This is a genomic window from Streptomyces sp. NPDC048590 (assembly GCF_043199535.1).
In the GTDB taxonomy this organism is placed as follows: Bacteria; Actinomycetota; Actinomycetes; order Streptomycetales; family Streptomycetaceae; genus Streptomyces.
Window position 1 is genome coordinate 258,295 of record NZ_JBICWC010000007.1, and the last position, 18,577, is coordinate 276,871.

Genomic DNA, 18,577 nt, shown 5'->3' on the forward strand with positions numbered 1-18,577 from the left:
GGCCGGTCACCCGCTCCGCATGTCTCCGAGACACCCCGCCACAGCAGAAGCGGAGAGCACCCGATGCGCACTCGCCCGGCCACGCCCGCCGAAGTCGACTCCTGGCTGACCGTCCTGCACCAGCGCGGACACCTCCACCGCGCTCAGTCCGGCCCCGACACCACCTGGGTCGTGCAACGCGAGCAGCACGACCGGCCCTGGACCCTGCACCACCCCGTCCTGGCCATGGACTGGATCGAGGAACTCGTCCGCGAAATCCAGCAGCAGGACCCGGAGACGAGCCGGTGAACACCAACAACCCGGTGCCCACCTCCGCTGGACAGCAGCGTGACCCCACCACGGCTCCTGGCGGAGCAAGCTATCGCGTACGACGGTCCTACGGCCCGACGTACGCACTTGCCCCCGCCCAGGAGGGCGGGGGAAGCCCGGCTGGTCCCGGAGCGAGGGCACACGGGGACCAGCCGGGCAACCGGCACCAGGGGGCGCCGGTCACCGGGGGAGAAGCCGATCGCGACGATCACCGCGAGCAGCCGAGCCCGAGCACGCCCGCCTACCCCGACCGCAAACCGCGCCGCCGCACCCGCAACCCCAGCGAGCGCACCCGCAAGACGACCACCCGCCTCTCCGACACCGAGAAGACCGAGATCGCCGAGGCCGCCACCAAGCGCGGCGTCACCGTCGCTCGCTTCCTCGCCGTCTACGGCCTGAGCGCCGCCCGCGGATGCGCCGCCGTGCCCAGCAACGACCAGCTCGACACCGCCATCGACGAACTCGCCGCTCTGCGCACCGCGCTGGCCCGCATCGGCAACAACATCAATCAGATCGCCTTCGTCCTCAACAGCGGTGGCCAGCCGCGCGCCGGTGAACTCGAACACGCGCTGGGCGCGCTGACCGGACTTCTCGCCCGCGTCGATGACGCGGCGAACGACCTGGTGACCCGGCGGCTGTGATGGTTCCCGACATCGGACGCGGCTCCCGCACTCACGGCCTCCTCGTCTACCTGTACGGCCCCGGACGGCGCGAGGAGCACACCGACGCACACCTCGTCGGCTCCTGGGACGGCTTCGCCCCCGACCCCGGCCGCGACACCGGCCTCGACCCCGACCCGAAGGTCACCCTCGCCCGGCTCACCGCCGCCCTGGACCTGCGGGTCAAGCAGGCCGGCGACCGCGCACCCGCCAAGCACGTCTGGCACTGCTCGGTCCGCACCGCCCCCGGGGACCGGCGGCTGGACGACGAGGAGTGGAACGCCGTCGCCCAGCGCATCGTCCACGCCACCGGCATCGCCCCGGATGGAGACCCCGACGGCTGCCGGTGGATCGCCGTCCGCCACGCGGAAGACCACATCCACATCGTCGCCACCCTCGTACGCGGCGACCTGCGCAACCCGCGCCTGAACTACGACTTCAACAAGGCCCAGGCCGAATGCCGCCGCATCGAGCAGGAGATGGGCCTGCGGCGCCTGAACGCGGGCGACGGAACCGCAGCGAAGAATCCCAGCAGCGCCGAGAAGTTCAAGGCCGAGCGCACCGGCCGCCCGGAGACCGCACGCGAGACACTCCGCGAGGCCGTCCGCCGAGCCGTGGCGGGAGCGGATTCGGAAGAGGAGTTCTTCACGCGGCTCCGAGAAGCGGGGGTACGGGTGAAGCTGCGACACGCACCGTCCGGTGACGCGCTCGGCTACAACGTGGCCCTGCCCGGCGACCGCAACCGCGACGGGGACCCGGTCTGGTACCCCGGCTCCAAACTGGCCCCCGACCTCTCCCTTCCGAAGATCCGCATACGCCTCACCGACGGTGCCGCAGAGCCGAGCGCGCCCGCGGTCGCCGCTGACCGGACGAACTGGTCACCGCCCGCCCGTCAACGACGCAACGCCACCGTCATAGCCGAACGCTCGGCCACGCTCTTGGCACGCGGCGAGGACGGCGAGGCCGCCGCCCAGCTCGTCGGCGTCGGAGAACTCCTCGACGCAGTGGCCCAGACCTCACCGGCCACTACCCGCACCGAACTGGCCGCCGCAGCTCGCGCCTTCGAACGGGCAACCCGCAGTCATGTCCGCGCCGAACGCGCCGACACCCGGGCCCTCCGCTCGGCCGCCCGAGGCATTGTCCAGGCCGGCGGGGCGCTCGGCCGAGGCGAGGACGGAGGCACCACCGCCATGCTCCTCGCCACCCTCGTCCTGCTCACCCTCGCCGCCGCCCGATGGCACTCCGCCCGCGGACACGCCCAGCAGGCCCACGCCTCCCGACAAGCCGCCGCGCACCTACGCACCGCCTACCGCCAGGCCGCCGCCACCCCGATGCGCATGCTGCACGACCAAGGCCGCGCCCTTCCTGACGCCCAGCGCCTCATGCACGAGGCCGCCCTTCGCGCCGTCCTGCCCGAGAAGGTCGTACGGGCAGGCGGCACGGAAGCGAGGACCGACGCCTTGGTCGCCACCCTCGCCCAGGCCGAGCGGGCAGGCCACGACTCCGAGGCTCTCCTGCGCCAGGCCATCGACATGCGCGAACTCGACAGCGCCGACGACGTGAACGACGTCCTGGTCTGGCGCCTGCGGCGCATCGCCCAGCTCCCGGCACACCCGGGTGATGGTGCCCGTCGTCCGCAGGCCGCCACCCGCCAGGCCACCACGCCGAGCAGCCGTATCAGTGAACGAGACGCGACGGCAGCCGCACCGCTCGGAACTGCTCAAGACCCCAACCGCCGCTCGCCACGTCGCTGACCACCTCGAACCGGACGTAGACCACCGGCCGAGCGGACGCCGCGAAATGTATGGACAGCCGGTTCCACCGGCTGTTACGGATGAAGACAGGACCGACAACCGGGAGATGACGCTCGTGCTCAGAACCACCACCCGCACCACGGATCCGGCACCCGTCCTGCCCGTCGTCCCCACTGGTACCGACCCCCTGCTGCAGCTCCAGGCCGAGACGCGGTCGGCCGACGGCCCCGGGGCAATTCGCTGCGTCGGCCACTCACGCGAACTCGTCCTCGGCGGCATCCCCGTGATGTGCTCCGCCTGCCGTGCCCGACGCGACTGGCTGCTCATTAACCACGGCCGCAACGTCTGGGTCCGCTGCCGGTGCGGCAACCAGTGGCTCGAGCCCGAGATCAGCCGCGCCGACTTCGACGCCCTGGTCGGCGGCCCGCACGGGACGACCTACCCGAGTGTCGAGGCGGGCTTGACCGCGCTCGGGTTCGACGGCGCCTTCGCTGGCATCTACGTGGGGTAGGCGAGCAAGAGACCAACGCCGAGGAGCGCCACCGACGCATCGGTGGCGCTCCTCGGCGTTCAGGTGCGGTCAGCCGCGTTCGGTGTCCTGGAATAGCCTGCTGTAAAAGTCGTACCCGGCGCTCGTCCTCATCTTGGACATGGCCTTCGTACCAGCCGCGTGGAGGATCGCCTCCTCCGCCGTGGCTTCACCGTACAGACCCCTCCCGTACTCAAGAGGAGGGGACGTCTTGTCCTCGGAGGTCGTCGCCGGTCCCTCTCCACCGTCTCGGCGGGACATACAGGAGGTGCCTATGACCATGAGGATGGAGGGAGGGGCGCATGGACGAGGGAGAACCACTCTTCCCGCACACTCGTCCTATTCTACGGGGCATCAGCCGACCAGGACGAGGGAGAACGCGTGGGACAGCCGGGGACGATGCTCGCCCAACGAATATCCGAGCAAAGGGCGGGAGTTGGCAATGGGCAGGCGCTGGTGGGTGAGATGCGGCGCACGGTTCTCCGGGTCCCATCGATGGGACCCGGTCTGTGGAGTGCCCGATCGGGCGGTGTTCGGTGGATCTGTGCGTTCACGGACGATGCGGCGCTGGCCCGCTTCGCCATTCACCACGGTCCTGGTGATTGTCTGATGGACTACGTCGCGCTGCTCGGGGCGCGGATCGTGGACGAGATCGTGCCGGCCTTGGGCGAGCCCGGCGGACTCGCAGTGGACATCGCCAACGAGGACGGGGCGATGTTCTTCCCGCCTGTCCTCGGAATTGTCCCGGACAGTGTCGCAGTCAACGCCGGCGGCCCGGAGAAAGTGCGCAGCCATGGGCACTGACGAAGGAAACCTGGCTTTCGATCAGGCGTCGGTCGCGAAGTTCACAAAAGGCGTGGGCGCGACGATCGATCAGCTCGGCGAACTCGGCGGCGCCACCGGGTCGGTGATGGGCAAGGGGTTCTCGGGTCTGGCCATGACGGGAATGGAGGCCGGGCACCACGGGCTGTCGGTGGACTTCGAGGATTTCTGCGAGCGGTGGGAGTGGGGCGTGCGTGCCCTGGTGAGCGATGCGAGCGAGCTCGCGTCGCGTCTCGGGCTGGCGGCGGGCACACAGTGGGAGCACGACCAGTACGTCGAGGGCTCGCTGAAGGTCGGTGTCAATGCGTTGATGGGCGGCAACCCGCATGCAAGTGAGGAGGACATAACCCAGCAGAACTGGGGTGACATCTTCACTCCCGACTACCTGGACCCGGACTGGAGTGCCGAGTCCTTCGAGAAGGCCGGGCAGGACATGGAGCAAACCTGGAAGGACACCGGCCGCACCGTTCTTACCGAAGGGCAGGGCGGTCGGCAGTCGGAGAGGCTCAAGACCGAGCTCGGCCTCAGTGACGACCAGTGGGACCGGGCGTTGGACGACACGTTCGGGCCGTCGTCCGAGGAACGTGCCCAGCAGGCACAGCAACAGGGCGACTTGGACGCGGGCGGGGGCGGCTGAGGATGGGCGTCGGGGATTTCATCAGGGACATCACGCCGGACTCGGTCGAGGACGTGGTTGAGGACGGTGTCGAATGGGCCGGCAACCGGGTCGAGGATGCCGGGAACTGGACAGCGGACCGGCTGGACGACGTGGGCTGGGAATCCGGTTCGGACTGGGTGCGGGAGCAGTCGCGTTCGGTGGCCAACCGGATGGGCGCCGAGGTCGAGGAGATGGACCTCGGGCAGACCGAGGACAAGACCAAGCTGGTCTACGGCAGCCCCGCCAATATCCGCTCCACGGCGAGGCAGCTCCGCTCATTCCAGAACGCATTCGACGACGCCGGAAGCGGGTTGAAGGGTCTCGACTCCTCACGCCTGAAGGGTGAGGCAGCAGATGCGCTGCGCACCGCGGTGAGTACCCAACCGCCGAAGTGGTTCATCGGTGCCGATGCCTGTGAGAAGGCGGCTGCCGCGCTGGAGGCGTACGCCGGCACCGTCACGTGGGCACAGAACCAGGCCCAGACGGCGATCGACGTGTGGAAGGAGGGCGTCAAGGCCTCCCAGGAAGCGGCTGACGGCCACCGCAAGCGGATCGACGACTACAACAAGGCCGTCGACCGCTACAACGCGCAGGCCCCCGAGCAGCGCAACCCCAGTACTCTGCCGCCCTGTCCCGCGCCGACGTTCGATGACCCGGGCAAATCCCTGATGCGGGATGCGCAGGAACTCCTCGCCCAGGCTCGCGAGCAGCGGAACACTGCCGCGGAGACCGCCCGGAGCGCGGTCCGTGCCGCCCGTGACACGGCCCCGGACAAGCCCTCGTACGCACAGCAGGTAGGGGACGGTCTGCAGGAGTTGCAGATCATCAACGACCACGTCGGCGCCGGCGTCATCAAGGGCACCGCGGGGCTGGTGAACTTCGTCCGGGGGATCAATCCGCTGGATGCGTACAACATCACCCACCCCGCCGAGTACGCCACCAGCCTCAACAGTCTTGCCGCCGGCCTGCTGGTCGCCGCCAACGACCCGGTCGGTACCGGCAAGCAGATGATCAGCGACTTCATGAAGGACCCCGCGGAAGGGTTCGGTCGGCTGCTGCCCGACGCGGCACTGACCGTGGCCACCGGCGGGGGCGGGGGCGTCGTCAAGGGTGTCCGCCTCGCCGCGGACGCGGCCAAGGCCTCCCGGGCCCGGAGGCTGCTCGACAACGTTCCCGACGGCACCCACAACCGCCCCGACGGGCACCGCGTGGTCTCCGGCACCGACCCGGTCGACCTCGCCTCGGGCCGGATGTTCCTGCCCCAGACCGATCTGGTGCTGCCGGGCACCCTGCCGCTGGTCTTCACCCGCCGCACCGAGTCCGGCCTGTTGGCAGGCAGGTTCCTCGGTCTCTCCTGGACCTCCACTGTCGACGAGCGCCTGGAGATCGACGCGTCCGGCGTCGTCCACGTCACCGCCGACGGCCTCCTGATTGCCTATCCGCACCCCGCCCCAGGTACCCCGACCACCCCGGAGTCCGGGACGGCCCGAACACTGCTGGCCCGTGAAGCGGACGGCGACTACACCGTCACTGATCCCGGTACGGGCCTGGTCCGGCACTTCGCTGCCCCGGCCGACAGCGAACCGGGCGGCGACGGCGACGCCTGGCTGGACCGGGTCGAAGACCGCCACGGCAACTGGTGGGCCGTGGAACGTACCGAAAACGGCACTCCGCTCGCCCTGAACTGTTCTGCCGGCCGCCGGGTGGCCGTCGCGGTGAGCGACGGCCGGGTCACGGCCCTGTCTCTGGCGGGAGCGGGAAAGAACGGGGAGGACCTGCCTCTGATGCGCTACGGCTACGAGGACGGAAACCTCACTACCGTCGTCAAGCCGTCCGGTGCCACCACCACCTTCGTCTACGACAACCGCAGCCGCATCACCGCCTGGGTCGACTCCAACAACAGTCGTTACGACTACACATACGACGACCGCGACCGCGTCATCGCCGAAGGCGGTCAGGCCGGCCACATCCAGATCTCCCTCACCTACACCGAACCCGACCCGGAGACCGGTGGCCGCACCACCAGCCTCACCACGGCCGGCGGACACACGACCCGGCACCAGATCGATCGCCACTGCCGGGTGGTGGCCACCACCGATCCGCTCGGCCACACCACCCGCTTCACCCATGACGCCCGTGGCAACACGCTCACCCGTACCGATCCGTTGGGCCGCACCACCGCCTTCACCCACGACGAGAACGGCCGCCTGCTCGCCGTCACCCGTCCCGACGGGAGTGAACTGCGCACCGTGCGCGACCCGTCGGGGCTGTCTACGGAATTCCGCGGGCCGGACGGTGCCCGGTGGTTCCAGGAATTCGACGAACACGGCAACCGCACCGCCGTCACCGACCCGGCAGGTGCCACCACTCGGTACGCCTACGACGGCCGGGGCAGGCTGACCACCGTCACAGACGCCCTCGGCGCCACCACCACCGTGCGCTGCGACGCAGCAGGGCTGCCGGTGGCAGTGACCGACCCGTCCGGCGGCACCACCCGCCTGGAACGCGATGCCCTGGGCCGGATCGTGCGCACCGTCGACCCGATGGGGAGCGTCACCCGAGTCGTCCTGGACGAGGACGGCAACCTCGCCCGCCGCATCGCCCCGGACGGCTCCACCGAGTCGTGGACACACGACGGCGAGGGGAACCCCCTCAGCCATACCAGTCCGGCCGACGGCATGTCCTGCTTCGACTACACCCACTTCGACCTGCTCACCGCCCGAATAGAGCCCGACGGTACCCGCCACACGTTCGAGCACGACGCGGACCTGCGGCTGACTCGGGTCACCGGCCCGCACGGCACCTGGTCCTACACATACGACGCCGCCGGACGACTCGCTTCCGAGACGGACTTCGACGGTCGTACCCGCACCTACCGCTACGACGCCGCCGGGCAGCTCACCGCCCGGTCGGACGCCCTCGGCCGGACCGTGTCCTACACCTACGACCAGCTCGGCCAAGCGGTCCGCAAGGACGTGGCGGGCAAGGTGACCACCTACGTGTACGACCGGGCCGGACGCCTGCTGCACGCTGCCGCACCGGACAGCGAAATCCTCTACACGTATGACCGGCGCGGCCGGACCAAGACCGAACTCGTCGACGGCCGCGCCATGAACTATGCCTACGACAGACTGGGCCGCCGGGCCCGCCGCATCACCCCTACCGGCGCGGTCACCGAGTACGGCTACGACGCCGCCGGCCGTGCCGCCCGGATAACCAGCGGCGAACGCGAGATAGCCTTCACTCACGACGCGGCCGGCCGGGAACTCGAGCGCGTCTTCGGGGGCTCCCTCAGCCTTGCCTCCGCCTGGGACGAGGCCGGAAGGATCAGCGCCCAGCACCTGACCATCGAGGGCCGTTCACTCAACCACCGTCACTATGCCCACCGCGCCGACGGCCATCTCACGTCCGTGACCGACGATCTGTCGGGCTCCCGCGCATTCGATCTGGACCCGGCCGGCCGGGTCACCGCTGTCCACGCAGAAGGATGGACCGAGCGCTACGCCTACGACGCCGCCGGCAATCAGGCGGAGGCGTCCTGGCCGGCCTCCCATCCCGGCCACGACGCCACAGGCCCCCGCTCCTATACAGGAACCTCCGTCACAAGGGCCGGCAACGTCCGCTTCGAACACGACGCCCTTGGCCGCGTGACCCTGCGCCAGAAAACCCGCCTTTCACGCAAGCCCGACACCTGGCGCTACGAATGGGACGCCGAGGACCGTCTCTCCGCCGTGGTCACCCCCGACGGCACCCGCTGGCGCTATCGCTACGACCCGCTGGGCCGCCGGACGGCAAAGCAGCGCCTGGCCGACGACGGCGAGAGTGTCGCAGAGGAGGTCCGCTTCACCTGGGACGGCTCCACGCTGTGCGAACAGACCGTCCACACACCGGATCTTTCACACGTGGTCGCCCTCACCTGGGACCACTGCGGCTTGGTGCCACTGTCCCAGACGGAGCGCCTCCTCACTCCGGACAGCCGTCAGGAGGAGATCGACCGCCGGTTCTTCGCCATCGCCACCGACCTCGTGGGAACACCCACCGAGCTGGTCGACGAGTCCGGCGAGATCGCCTGGCGCGCGAGGAGCACCCTCTGGGGCACCACCGCATGGGCTCGCTCCAGCACGGCCTACACCCCACTGCGTTTCCCCGGCCAGTACTGCGACCCAGAGACCGGTCTTCACTACAACCTTTTCCGCCACTACGACCCGGAGACCGGTCGCTACACCTCCCCGGACCCCCTCGGCCTCGGCCCCGCGCCGAATCCGGTCGCCTATGTGCACAACCCGTTCACCGTCTGCGACCCGCTCGGCCTGTCGCCGTACTCGCAGTTCAAAGGCCTGGGCTGGCTGACGGACAAGCTGCTCGAACGCGCCTCGTTCCGATACCAGCGGCTCGTCACCGATCAGAGCTACGAGCAGCAGTGGATACTGCCAGATGGCCGAGAGGTCCACGTCGACGGAGGCCCGCGGGACGGATGGATCACAGAGGCGAAGTGGACCGGCGGTGACAGAATCGGCGAATGGGAGAAGTCCCCGTACAACCCGGATTTCAAGTACTACAACGAGGGCCGGCTCACCGCACAGACCGACAAGCTGCTCGCTCTCAACGAGGATCTCGGAGGCAAGGGGGTCCGCTATATGGTGTCCAACGAATGGGGTGCCGCGCATGTGAACGAAGTGCTGTCCAAGGCCTTCCCCGAGGCCTATGCCAGCGGGCAGCTGAAGGCGTATCACGTGCCCGGCAACGGCATGAGTGGAATGAGTTCATGGCTGCAGTGATCGCAATGCTGGAAGAGCTCCGGGGCCTCGCCCCCCTGACTGCTGAGGGCGCGGCGGCGCGATTCTCGGCCCAGGAGTGGACTCCCGGAGGTAAACCCCGCCACGGTGTGGAGACGTCGTGGGACAAGGGCAGCATCGGGGCCTGGATCCAGACGTTCACCAGTGGGACGGTCAGCGTCTCGTTCGCCGTCTGGATCCGCGACGTCGACGAGTCGGGCTATTTCGACGACCTGGAGGCTGTCTACGAGCAGGGGGATCAAGCGCTGGCCGACTTCCTCCCCGAGATCGAGGAGTCCCCGCTTGCCGGCCACCTCATCATGGCCGAGCCGACGGAGGCAGACAGGGACGAGTTCATTACGGTGAAGAAGTGGACCCTTGACGCCCGGATCCTGACTGCTGGCGTGATCCAGCAGGACACAGATCTTCCGGTGATGGTCGTGGTGTCGCTGGAGGAGCCCGCCGCCTGACTCAGTCCGTATGCGAGGGCACCCGCGTCTCCATCCGGGGCTGGGCGCGCCCAGACGTACGCGAAGGGGCCCGGCATCCGAAGACGAGCCGTACGATGAGGCCGCCCCTGCCTGAGCGGCATGGGGCGGCCTCAAGCGCTCCTCGGTCAGACTCCGGCGAGACGGTTCGAGAGGTCGAGGGCGTCGGTGGCGAAAGCGAGGGCGGCGCACAGGCCGGTCATCTCGTAGAGGGTCGGACGGATCAGGTGCGGCCAGTCGTCCGGGACGGCGGGCCAGGAACCGAGGAGCACCTCGGCAGTAGTCAGCCCCAGGAACGTCGTGACGTCCCAGCCGCTGCGCGATGCGGGCTCCCAGCGCAGTCGGATGCGCCCGAGGGGGAGTCTGGAAGTCTCGGCAGCGAGCCAGGTGATGTCGAGGGGGCCGTCGGGCCGGGCGGAGATGCGCTGGAGAAGCGCGCCGTGCACGCCGTGCGGCATGGGGCGGGCCGCGACCGTGGGCAGCACGAGGCGGGGCGCCGGGCGCGAGGGTGACGAGATCGGAAGCCTCCGTGGTGGTAGGGAAGTGATCAGGCCCAGGTGAGGGCTTCGCGCGCCCCCACCTGGAGGTAGTCCTCCTGGCCGTCGTCGGCGATGTACGCCTGGCCGTCGCGGACCACGACCTCGGCCCCCACGAAGTGGGCGAAGGGGAAGTCGGGGTTGACGGCGAGACGGACCGGCAGGTTGGGGTCGAGTTCCTGGAGCTGGCGGAGCAGGTGGCCGACGGTCAGGTACTGGGGCAAGAGAGTCTCCGTGAACGGTGGACATTGACGGGAGTGGTCGGCTCGACGACGGGGCGTCGAGCCGTCGGTGGATGTATGAGCGGAGCCTGATCGGTGGTCAGCGCGAGGAGTGGGTGACGAGGGCGGCGAGGAATCCGGCGACGGCCTCGGAAGGGGTGTGGACGCCGAACTCCTGGACCCATACCTCGCCGTCGGCGGGCAGCACCTGGACGCGCCAGACGATCTCGCGCGCCCAGGCGGAGGGGTCTTCGGGGAGCCAGCCGACGTAGACGCCGCCGTCCGGGCTGGTCGCGTGGACGTTGGCCTCCGGGGTCTCGGCGATCGTCCAGCCGAGAGCGTCCAGGAGGTCGAGCACCGGAGCGGCGCAGTGGTCGGAGGAGAGCCAGTGGCGGTCTTCCACGGCGGGGCGGACGACGGCGGGCAGGAGGGCGGCGGAGGTGTTCACGGTTGGACGATCCCTTCGTTGACCTGCGGTTTTCCCGACACCCGTACGTTGGCATGTGGCATGCCGAAGTGCGTAGTCGTTTCTCGGGGATGCCGTCTGCCGTGGGCGAACTGGAGACCACCAGCGAGCGGTCGGCGGGACGGGAATGGATCGGCGACCGCGGTTGTCGTACCTGGGTTGCGGTGAGGGACCGCACGTCGGTGAAGGGGAGCAGGGGATGGTCGAGGCGAGCAGACACTGGGACGGCGCCGGACTGGAACGCAAGATCCGCGCCGCCGGACGGCCCTGGACCGTGGGCGACATCGCGATGGTCGCCGACGGCCAGTGGGGAGTCGGCGCACAGCCCGACCGGTGGACGGAGGAGGAGACGGTGGAGCGCCGGGTCGCCGAGGGCCGGCGCGTGGAGCTGACGCTGGAGGAGCTGGCCCGCGCGGTGGGCCCCCGGGCCGAAGAGGGCCCCCGCGACGAGAATCGGAGCTAAGCGTTCAACGTCGGGGCCCCGTTGTGGGCGCTGACGGCCCTACGACCGCCGCCGGAGGGGGCGGTTCGGGCGCGGCCCCCGGGGCGTGCCGCGTATTCCCGGAGTGGGCGACAGCGGCCTGAGCCAGCCGAACCGCCGGTGCCGCAACCTCGGGTGCGGCGGCCTCCCGAGCCTCCACCACGCGCCGGATCGCCTGGAGGTACGCCCGGCCCTCCGCGTGGGCGACGCGGAGCTCGACCGCCGTTTCGGTGATCCGGTCGAGTTCGTAGAAGTCAGGCACGTACCCATGCCGGGACAGGGCGTGAAGACGGTCCTGGTGAACGGTTACCGCGCTGTCCGTGATGGCCAGGGCCGCGCGGGTGTGCATGGCGCAGCGCAGGAGCGGGTCGTCGCTGGGGCGGCGGACCCCTAGGATCTCAAGAGCTTCGATGGGCTGGCCCCAGGCGTTCTCGATCATGGCCGTGGCCTGGTCGAGCATGGTGGTGGTGGGCATGGTGGAACTCCTGTTGGGCGGGGACGGTCGAGAGTGGAGTGCGGCCTGGGGTGGGAGTCAGCGTCCGCGCCGGGGCGTCGGCGAGCTGGCCGGCAGCCGGACAGAGGTCGCGGGCGCCGAGTGTCCCGTCCGTTTCTGCGCCGGCCCCGTGGAGCGGCTCTGCGCGGCCATCACCCGGAGGTCGGCTGCCGTGCGTGGTGCTCGCGCGGCACGGTGTACGGCCTGGGTGACCGCGGTGCGGCGTACGTCCAGCGGAGTCGGAGCGCGCGAAACCTGAGCCTCGGCGATCGGCGTGGCCGAAGCGACAGGGGTCATCGTGACCAAGTGCTGCATCCGCCGGTCGACTTGGTGGCGCTCGCGGACCACCGGTGTCGACTTCGCCATCACAGCGGCGGTTGCGGCGATCAAGTGGGACGGGGTGCGGGCCGTGAACGTCGCTTCGGCACGAGTGCCCCAGCCCGGCGGGCCAGCCCACAGCTCAACGGTCGTGCGGTCGGAGCCGTAGCCGCGCCGATCGACAAGGATGCCCGCTTGGTCGTCAGGAGCGATGATCTCGACGGTGCCGAGTTCAGCAGCTCCGTCAAGGTTCCAGCCGGCATCGGTCAGCGGCCGGACGGTATCCCTCCACGGGATGGTTGGCCCTGTCAAGAAGCGGCCGGGGGTGTCCGAGGCGATGGCTTCGTCGTAGTCCTGGACCAGTGCGGCGGTGAGGCCGGCGACCATCTCGGCCGGGGTGACGTGGTTGAACGTCGCCGTCCAGCGAGGCGCCGAGAAGGCGTCCTCGGCTGCGCTGATCTTCCACAGTTCGAAGTCGTCGCCGAACCAGCCGATCCGAATCCGTTGGTCGGGAGAGGTCACGAGGAGCTGGCAGGGGCCCTCATCGAGGTACTGATGGGGCCAGTGGGCGACGGGCGCGAAGCCAGCCTCGCCGGTCCCGTTGGAACCAGCCAGATACATGGGGCTGACCAGTACCTCTTGGTACCGGGTCGGGTCATCAGGGGCGTACATGGTCGAGTCTCCGGAAGCGAAGGAGGAGAACGGATCCGCGTATGCAGCGGCGGGAGCCGCCGGAGCGCACGCGGATGCCGTAGTGGCGGCGAGTGGCCTCTCGTTCTCACCCCCGTCACCGGCCCCGGCCCGGTGCCGACTGAGCGGTCACGGCCGCCGGCACCCGCGGTTCCGGCTGAGGCGCGTGGCTGAACATGACGTTCGACGCGGCGGCGCTCCGTCGTAGGGCCGCCGCGGTCCGGGCGCTCTCGGCTCCCGCCCCCAGCGGAACGCCGAGTTGGGTCCGCGTGGCTGCCGCTGTCGGACGCGGTGCCGCTGTTCCACCTCGCAGCGAGAAGGGCTGGCTCCAGTGCTCGACACTCGCGTAGACGGCCCCCAACGCCTGGCCGGCATCGGTGAGCACGTACGGGTCTCCGTGCCGGGAGCCCGTCCGCGTGACCAGGCCATCGGCCTGAAGCCGGACAAGTCGCTGCCGTGCGAGGCCGTAGTCCAGACCGGCCGCCTCGGCGATGTGGACGAACCGCATCTGGCCGTCAGCCGAGTCGAGGGCCTGAATCACGGCAGTTGAGTGCCGAAGATGCAGGCGGCGCAGCGCGTCCTCGACACGCTCGGCTTCGGCCATCGGTTCCTGTGTCAGGTGGCTGCGGGACCAGTCCGAGACCGTGCGGAGGACGGGGGCCAGAGACGTGCCGAGCGCGCTGAGCCGGTACGGCGCACCCCGCCGGTCGTCATCGCGGATCACCAGTCCGTCAGCGTGCATCGTGGCCAGCCGTTTGCCGACGAACTGCTCACTGACGAAGGGGAGCTGCGCAGCAACGTCGCGGACGCGCACGGGGCCCTTCACCTGGGCCAGGGTCATCGCGGTCCAGGTGGTCCACTTGGGCCCGATCCGGGCGAGAGCCTCCTCGACGCGCTGGGCGTCGATGGAAGCGATGGAGAAGGTGGGAGGCAGGCCGGGGGTAGCCATGGTGGGGTCCTTATCGGGATGAGGTCAGCGTGAGCGGGGGGTCGCGAGGGAGGTCCTGGCGACGGGCACGGCGGCCGGGCCGGAGAGCGCGCCTGATGTGGTCCGCGTGGTGGTGCGGCCGAGGGCGGCGGACACCCGGGAGGTCGTCGCACGACCATCACGCAGGGCGGCTTCCCCCTGCGCAGTGAGCGAGAGGAGCTGGCCGGGCCGGTACACGTTCTCGGTGATGTCCTGATGCAGTAGCCCGTCGGCGACCAGCCGCTGCACGGTCTGCGGGAAGACCACCGGGTCCTGCCACTGGGCCTTCTCCCGCGAGATGTACGGGTCCTCGCCGATCGCGTTGCGGCGAAAGCGAACACCTCCGGCCGCAACCGCTTCGAGGGCTACCAGCCCGCGCTCCCCGGCGACGGCCCAGTCGTCGTCCCGGTGGGGCCTCGTCTTCTGGCCCGGCCCGTGGCTCTTGTTGCTCGCGTGTTGAGCAGGCTCGGGCGAGGAAAGAAGCTGGCGGTAGGCGGACAGGGACTCGACGAGCTGGCTGTATGCCCGGTCCTGCTGGTCCAGGCCGTCTCCGAGATCCGGGAGAGCTGTCCGCAGCAGCGCGTACGAGACCTGGGCTCGGCCGACTTCACCGCGACCAGTGCCTTCGAGTAGGCGCTGAGCGCGCTGGACCGCGTTGAGCACGCTCTCGTGTCGCTCGTCCAGCGCCGCTGCGGCTTCGATGACGCGTGCAGCGGCCTGGTGCAGCGGCTCCTCCGGACCATGTGCGAGGGCGTGCACGCTGACATCCCCGACACCGAGCACTTCGACGACGAGATAAGGCCCAGGGTGTGTGTCTGCGTCGTACGGGTTCACTCCGTCGTCTCCATCCGGGCGAGCAGGGAGCGAACTAGAGCGGGCAGGCTCCCGGGATCGTTGTCGAGCCGAGGGCGGTCGCTCACTTCGCTGAGGAGATCGGCGTCATCGAGCAGGCCAGTGGAGATCTCCACGCAGGCGTCGGTGATCCGGGCGGCGGCGAGCAGCGACTGGGAGAGAACCTCGACGTAGTCGTCCGGCGCGAGACCGGCGGCCTCGGCCGCGCTGTGGACGGCTTCCAACTCAACCGCGCTGAAGCCGAAGTCGAACTCGTCGTCCCGCTCCGTACCACCGGACGCGGCGACGACCGGGCTGCAAGGCTCCGTGGGGATGCCCACACGGGTACAGATCTCATCGACCGAGGAGGTCAGCTCGGCGAACGACTCGGTGAGCCACCCCAGCGCAGAGGCGTAGGAGGCCAGAGCGAACAGGCCCGCCGAACCAGCAGGGCGGGGTTCGGTGGCCACGAAGTCCTCGAACCGGTCGTTCAGCTCGGTGATCACGCGGGGCCCAGCGGCCAGCGGACCCAAGACGGGATGCAGGTAGGAGCGGGCGGCGGCCGTCGGGTACTCGGCGTCAGGGATGCCGCCGACGTTCTGAGCGGCCTCGGTGAGGAGATCCGCCAGCTCTGAACGGGTGAGCGCAGTACGGTCGTTGGTCATCGCTGGGCGACCTTTCGAGAAGCAGTGGCCGAGGGCGGCGCTGGTGACGGGGCAGCCGCGCGGCCCGTTGCCGGCCGTTCGGTGGTGAGCGTCGAGCGAGACCGGGCGGCCTGCACGCGGGCCTCCGTGGCGGAGTCCGGGCCGATCCCTTGCTGGGGCTCGGTTCGTAGGTGGGCCGCGCGGTAGACCGCGTAGTCCTTCCGGCTGCCAGCCGCCACGAGGTAGATCTCGCGCTTGTGGGTCGAGGTCGGTGGCGCTTGGCGGAACTGGATGACCAGCCGGTAAGAGACCGCCGGGTCGACGTACACCTTGTGGAAGCCGGCGAGGCGGCCCTTCAACGGCAAGCAGTCGTTGCTTCCGTGGACCAGGTTCTGCAGTTCCAGCAAGGCCAAATCGCGCATCTCAGAGGGGAGTTCCCGCAGGTCGGCGATGGCGTCAGGGTGCGCGGCGAAGGCGAAGCGGGCGCGGCTCACAGCAGCCTCCCCTGGACCGCGCGCTGGACCGGTACCGCCGCTGACGCGCGGGGCGCGTCGAGCCCGGTCTGCGGTGTCGGAGAGGTTTCGGCGGACCGGGAAAGGGCGATGCGGGCGATGCGGGCCCGGACGACAGCGCCGTTGTGGTCGCTGTACTCCGGAGGCTCGGGCAGCGGTTCGCTGCGCTCGGCCAGCCAGGTCTGGGCGACGCCGACGTCGGGGAAGGCGCCCTCGCGCATCGTGTACGTGCCGGCACCGTGGTTCCACTCCTCGTAGAAGAGGCGAACCGGTGCCTGGGTGGCCTGGGAGTCGTTGACGAGTGTCCACGCCTCGCTGGGGTTGTCGTCAGAGGTGTAGGTGTCGAGGACCTCGTAGCGGGTGCCCGACTTCTGGATCTGCTGTTCCACCTGGAGGGTGAGGTCGTCGGCGGGCTTGATGTAGTCGCCACCGTGCAGTGCGATCCGTTCGAGCGGGCAGCCGCGTTCTGCCAGCCAGTTCTGTGCGAAGGATGCCGTGGCGTGGTGACTCGTCTCGAACGTGAACGTGGACTGCCGCAGATCCCGAGCGACCGCGATCGCAACGAGCTGTGGCTCGCCGGGTATCCCCCAGGTGACCGATCGGTCGTGGGCGAGGACGAAGCTGTGCGAACCGTTGGGCGTGGTGTGGTGCTGGGACAGCACCTTCAGGTCGCCAGTCCAGAGAGCCTCCATCGCTTCCTCGGAGTCGTCGTCGACCGGCGATAGATCGGCGAGGCCGAAGTCGAGAATGTCGCTCACGCCGCCACCCCCGCCTGCTCGGGCGCCGGGGTGGCCAGCACCCGGTGATTGGGGCGAGTTGCGCTGGTCGTGCAGGCCGCGAACGGTCCGTCGGGCGCACGCAGGTGCGCCAGGGTCTGGTCCAGGTGGTCGCGGTGCCAGGTCGAGGGGCCGGACAGGCCGGCCTCCGTGTCGGTGAACTGCTGCCAGGCGAGCCAGAGTGCGTGGAGCCGGGCGACGGCCTCGGGGTGTTCGTGCCAGTGCGCGCACCAGGGACGGCTCGTGCTGATCTCCCGGCCGTACACCGGCAGGAAGAGGTAGTTCACCCAGCCGCTGAGAGCAGCGAGTTCGACGGCGTACTCCTTGCCACCCAGGGCGAGGATGAACACCGAGGCGGGGCCGTCGGGCTTCTTCCCGTCAGCTGCCTCGGCTTCCGGAGCGCCGTCCGGCGGCTGGATAGCGCCGGGGTCGGGCTCGGAGCCGAGGCGGTCGAGGATGACGCCGTGCTGCCTGACCTCGGCCATGGTCTTGGCGAGGGTGCTGGCGAGGTCGTCAAGGTCTGCGTCGGGGACGCGGTACGGCTCGGGGCCGGGGGAGGTCGGGCTGGTGTCGGCCATGAGGGTGTGCTCCATCTGTGAGACGGCGACATGCCCGAGAGGATCCGGAGAATCAGCGGTTTGGTCCGGCCGGAAAAACGCGGTAGTGGAGCGCTATCGGTCGGCGCAGCGGGGACAGCGGGGGAAGGGTGGTGCCAGCAACTGCAAGGCGTGCGAAGCCTGTTGTGGGACGACACCGTTGCCGAGCGCGGTGAGCTGCGCCGGACGGCCGAGCCCCGGAGTCGCGGTGACCCAGCCGGCGTCGAGGCCCTGCATCCACTCCACGAAGTCCGCGCGGAGCCGACCGGCCGCGTCCGTGGGAGCCGGGGCCGGGCGGGTGAGGCTCTCCCATCGGGTGATGGCGGATCCGTACGCTCCCCATCGCCGGTCCGCGCCCCCGCCTCCGGCGTCTCCTCCGCCCAGAGGGGCAGGACCACCGCCGACAAGGGAGGCCGCCATCCCTTCCCGGGGCGGCGGCCCGGGGTGCCCGTGTCGCTGGCCCTCGGCGTCGGCAACAACGACGCAGCCGCGCTGGGCAGTGTCATGTCGCCATTCCCGTGCCGCTGGTTCGGCGAGCCCTTGATCCCGTCCGACGCCTTCGGGGTCGGCAGCAGCAGCCACTCGACCTCGTCGGCCAGGTTCGGACCGTGCCCCCCGCTCTTCCTCTTCGATGGATGCTGCGAGCCGCCGTTCTTGCCGATGTTGCTGGTCGGCGTCTTTAGCAGGGTGCCCGGCGGGCCATGCGGCGAGGAAGGTCCGCTCGCGGCGGTGCGGGGCCCCGACGTCGGAGGCGCGAAGCACGAGCCACTTCGCGTCGTACCCGAGGTCGGCCAGGGATCCGAGTACGGCACCGAGTGCCCGCAGAGCAGGCTGACCTGCGGTGTCTCCCAGACACCACGGGCAGAGTTCCACGTCGCCAGGGGAACCGGCGGGGGAGGTGAGGAGGCCGCGCACATTCTCGATCACAACCAGGCAGGGTCGGAGGGCTGCGACCGCACGGGCGACGTGCAGCCAGAGCCCGGAGCGGGTCTGGGCGTTGAGTCCGGCCCGGCGGCCGGCGACCGAGACGTCTTTGACAGGGGAAGCCAGCC

Annotated in this window: 21 protein-coding genes and 1 pseudogene; 9 read left to right on the forward strand and 13 right to left on the reverse strand. The window is 69.9% G+C overall.

What is annotated here, in order from left to right:
- Positions 1–63 precede the first annotated feature (63 nt).
- The 8 genes from ACGFNN_RS21990 to ACGFNN_RS22025 all read left to right on the forward strand — a co-directional run bounded on the left by ACGFNN_RS21990 (position 64) and on the right by ACGFNN_RS22025 (position 9,976).
- Positions 64–288 carry a hypothetical protein gene (locus ACGFNN_RS21990; protein ID WP_393558143.1) on the forward strand — a complete coding sequence of 75 codons (225 nt, stop codon included), beginning with the start codon at positions 64–66 and terminating at the stop codon, positions 286–288.
- Entirely contained in the window at positions 285–950 is a 666-nt protein-coding gene (locus ACGFNN_RS21995) for a MobC family plasmid mobilization relaxosome protein (RefSeq protein WP_393558144.1), read from the forward strand. The genes ACGFNN_RS21990 and ACGFNN_RS21995 overlap by 4 nt, the downstream gene beginning before the upstream one ends.
- Positions 950–2,722, forward strand: a complete 1,773-nt coding sequence (locus ACGFNN_RS22000) for a relaxase/mobilization nuclease domain-containing protein (protein ID WP_393558146.1) — start codon at positions 950–952, stop codon at positions 2,720–2,722. The genes ACGFNN_RS21995 and ACGFNN_RS22000 overlap by 1 nt, the downstream gene beginning before the upstream one ends.
- A 106-nt stretch (positions 2,723–2,828) precedes the next feature.
- Positions 2,829–3,233, forward strand: a complete 405-nt coding sequence (locus ACGFNN_RS22005) for a hypothetical protein (protein WP_393558148.1) — start codon at positions 2,829–2,831, stop codon at positions 3,231–3,233.
- A 483-nt stretch (positions 3,234–3,716) separates the two neighbouring features.
- Positions 3,717–4,055, forward strand: coding sequence for an SseB family protein (locus ACGFNN_RS22010; protein WP_393558448.1), 339 nt, complete (start codon positions 3,717–3,719; stop codon positions 4,053–4,055).
- On the forward strand, positions 4,045–4,710 hold the full coding sequence (locus ACGFNN_RS22015; protein WP_393558149.1) for a hypothetical protein: 666 nt from the start codon (positions 4,045–4,047) through the stop codon (positions 4,708–4,710). The genes ACGFNN_RS22010 and ACGFNN_RS22015 overlap by 11 nt, the downstream gene beginning before the upstream one ends.
- A gap of 2 nt (positions 4,711–4,712) precedes the next feature.
- Positions 4,713–9,509, forward strand: a complete 4,797-nt coding sequence (locus ACGFNN_RS22020) for a putative T7SS-secreted protein (protein ID WP_393558151.1) — start codon at positions 4,713–4,715, stop codon at positions 9,507–9,509.
- Positions 9,497–9,976, forward strand: coding sequence for a hypothetical protein (locus ACGFNN_RS22025; protein WP_393558153.1), 480 nt, complete (start codon positions 9,497–9,499; stop codon positions 9,974–9,976). The genes ACGFNN_RS22020 and ACGFNN_RS22025 overlap by 13 nt, the downstream gene beginning before the upstream one ends.
- Before the next feature lie 146 nt (positions 9,977–10,122).
- Here the strand turns inward: ACGFNN_RS22025 and ACGFNN_RS22030 are convergent, their stop codons facing one another.
- The 3 genes from ACGFNN_RS22030 to ACGFNN_RS22040 form a co-directional block, all read right to left on the reverse strand.
- Positions 10,123–10,479, reverse strand: coding sequence for an esterase (locus ACGFNN_RS22030; protein ID WP_393558155.1), 357 nt, complete (start codon positions 10,477–10,479; stop codon positions 10,123–10,125).
- A 62-nt stretch (positions 10,480–10,541) separates the two neighbouring features.
- Positions 10,542–10,754, reverse strand: a complete 213-nt coding sequence (locus tag ACGFNN_RS22035; protein WP_393558157.1) for a hypothetical protein — start codon at positions 10,752–10,754, stop codon at positions 10,542–10,544.
- A 97-nt stretch (positions 10,755–10,851) separates the two neighbouring features.
- A complete protein-coding gene (locus tag ACGFNN_RS22040) occupies positions 10,852–11,199 on the reverse strand; it encodes a DUF317 domain-containing protein (protein WP_393558159.1) in 348 nt (115 codons plus the stop codon).
- Between the two features lie 217 nt (positions 11,200–11,416).
- On the opposite strand from ACGFNN_RS22040, the gene ACGFNN_RS22045 reads away from it, so the two are divergent.
- Positions 11,417–11,680, forward strand: coding sequence for a hypothetical protein (locus ACGFNN_RS22045; protein ID WP_393558161.1), 264 nt, complete (start codon positions 11,417–11,419; stop codon positions 11,678–11,680).
- A 4-nt stretch (positions 11,681–11,684) separates the two neighbouring features.
- On the opposite strand, the gene ACGFNN_RS22050 is transcribed toward ACGFNN_RS22045, so the two are convergent.
- From ACGFNN_RS22050 to ACGFNN_RS22095, 10 genes and pseudogenes are all read right to left on the reverse strand, one after another.
- Positions 11,685–12,173 carry a hypothetical protein gene (locus ACGFNN_RS22050; protein ID WP_393558163.1) on the reverse strand — a complete coding sequence of 163 codons (489 nt, stop codon included), beginning with the start codon at positions 12,171–12,173 and terminating at the stop codon, positions 11,685–11,687.
- Between the two features lie 57 nt (positions 12,174–12,230).
- A complete protein-coding gene (locus ACGFNN_RS22055) occupies positions 12,231–13,181 on the reverse strand; it encodes a DUF317 domain-containing protein (RefSeq protein ID WP_393558165.1) in 951 nt (316 codons plus the stop codon).
- Between the two features lie 115 nt (positions 13,182–13,296).
- Complete coding sequence (locus ACGFNN_RS22060) at positions 13,297–14,148, reverse strand: winged helix-turn-helix transcriptional regulator (protein ID WP_393558166.1); 852 nt, start codon at positions 14,146–14,148, stop codon at positions 13,297–13,299.
- Between the two features lie 24 nt (positions 14,149–14,172).
- Positions 14,173–15,000, reverse strand: coding sequence for a large ATP-binding protein (locus tag ACGFNN_RS22065; RefSeq protein ID WP_393558168.1), 828 nt, complete (start codon positions 14,998–15,000; stop codon positions 14,173–14,175).
- Positions 14,997–15,662, reverse strand: a complete 666-nt coding sequence (locus ACGFNN_RS22070; RefSeq protein ID WP_393558170.1) for a hypothetical protein — start codon at positions 15,660–15,662, stop codon at positions 14,997–14,999. Before ACGFNN_RS22070 ends, ACGFNN_RS22065 begins: the two co-directional genes overlap by 4 nt.
- Entirely contained in the window at positions 15,659–16,135 is a 477-nt protein-coding gene (locus ACGFNN_RS22075) for a hypothetical protein (RefSeq protein WP_393558172.1), read from the reverse strand. The genes ACGFNN_RS22070 and ACGFNN_RS22075 overlap by 4 nt, the downstream gene beginning before the upstream one ends.
- The gene (locus tag ACGFNN_RS22080) at positions 16,132–16,911 is read right to left on the reverse strand and encodes a glycosyl hydrolase (RefSeq protein WP_393558174.1); all 780 of its coding nucleotides are present in this window, start codon (positions 16,909–16,911) and stop codon (positions 16,132–16,134) included. The genes ACGFNN_RS22075 and ACGFNN_RS22080 overlap by 4 nt, the downstream gene beginning before the upstream one ends.
- Positions 16,908–17,507 carry a DUF4913 domain-containing protein gene (locus tag ACGFNN_RS22085; RefSeq protein ID WP_393558176.1) on the reverse strand — a complete coding sequence of 200 codons (600 nt, stop codon included), beginning with the start codon at positions 17,505–17,507 and terminating at the stop codon, positions 16,908–16,910. The genes ACGFNN_RS22080 and ACGFNN_RS22085 overlap by 4 nt, the downstream gene beginning before the upstream one ends.
- A 93-nt stretch (positions 17,508–17,600) precedes the next feature.
- Positions 17,601–17,945 (reverse strand): hypothetical protein, encoded by a 345-nt coding sequence (locus tag ACGFNN_RS22090; RefSeq protein ID WP_393558178.1) that lies wholly within the window; start codon positions 17,943–17,945, stop codon positions 17,601–17,603.
- Positions 17,946–18,263: 318 nt separating this feature from the next.
- A pseudogene (locus tag ACGFNN_RS22095) lies at positions 18,264–18,575 on the reverse strand (DNA cytosine methyltransferase); the annotation flags it as partial.
- Positions 18,576–18,577 lie beyond the last annotated feature (2 nt).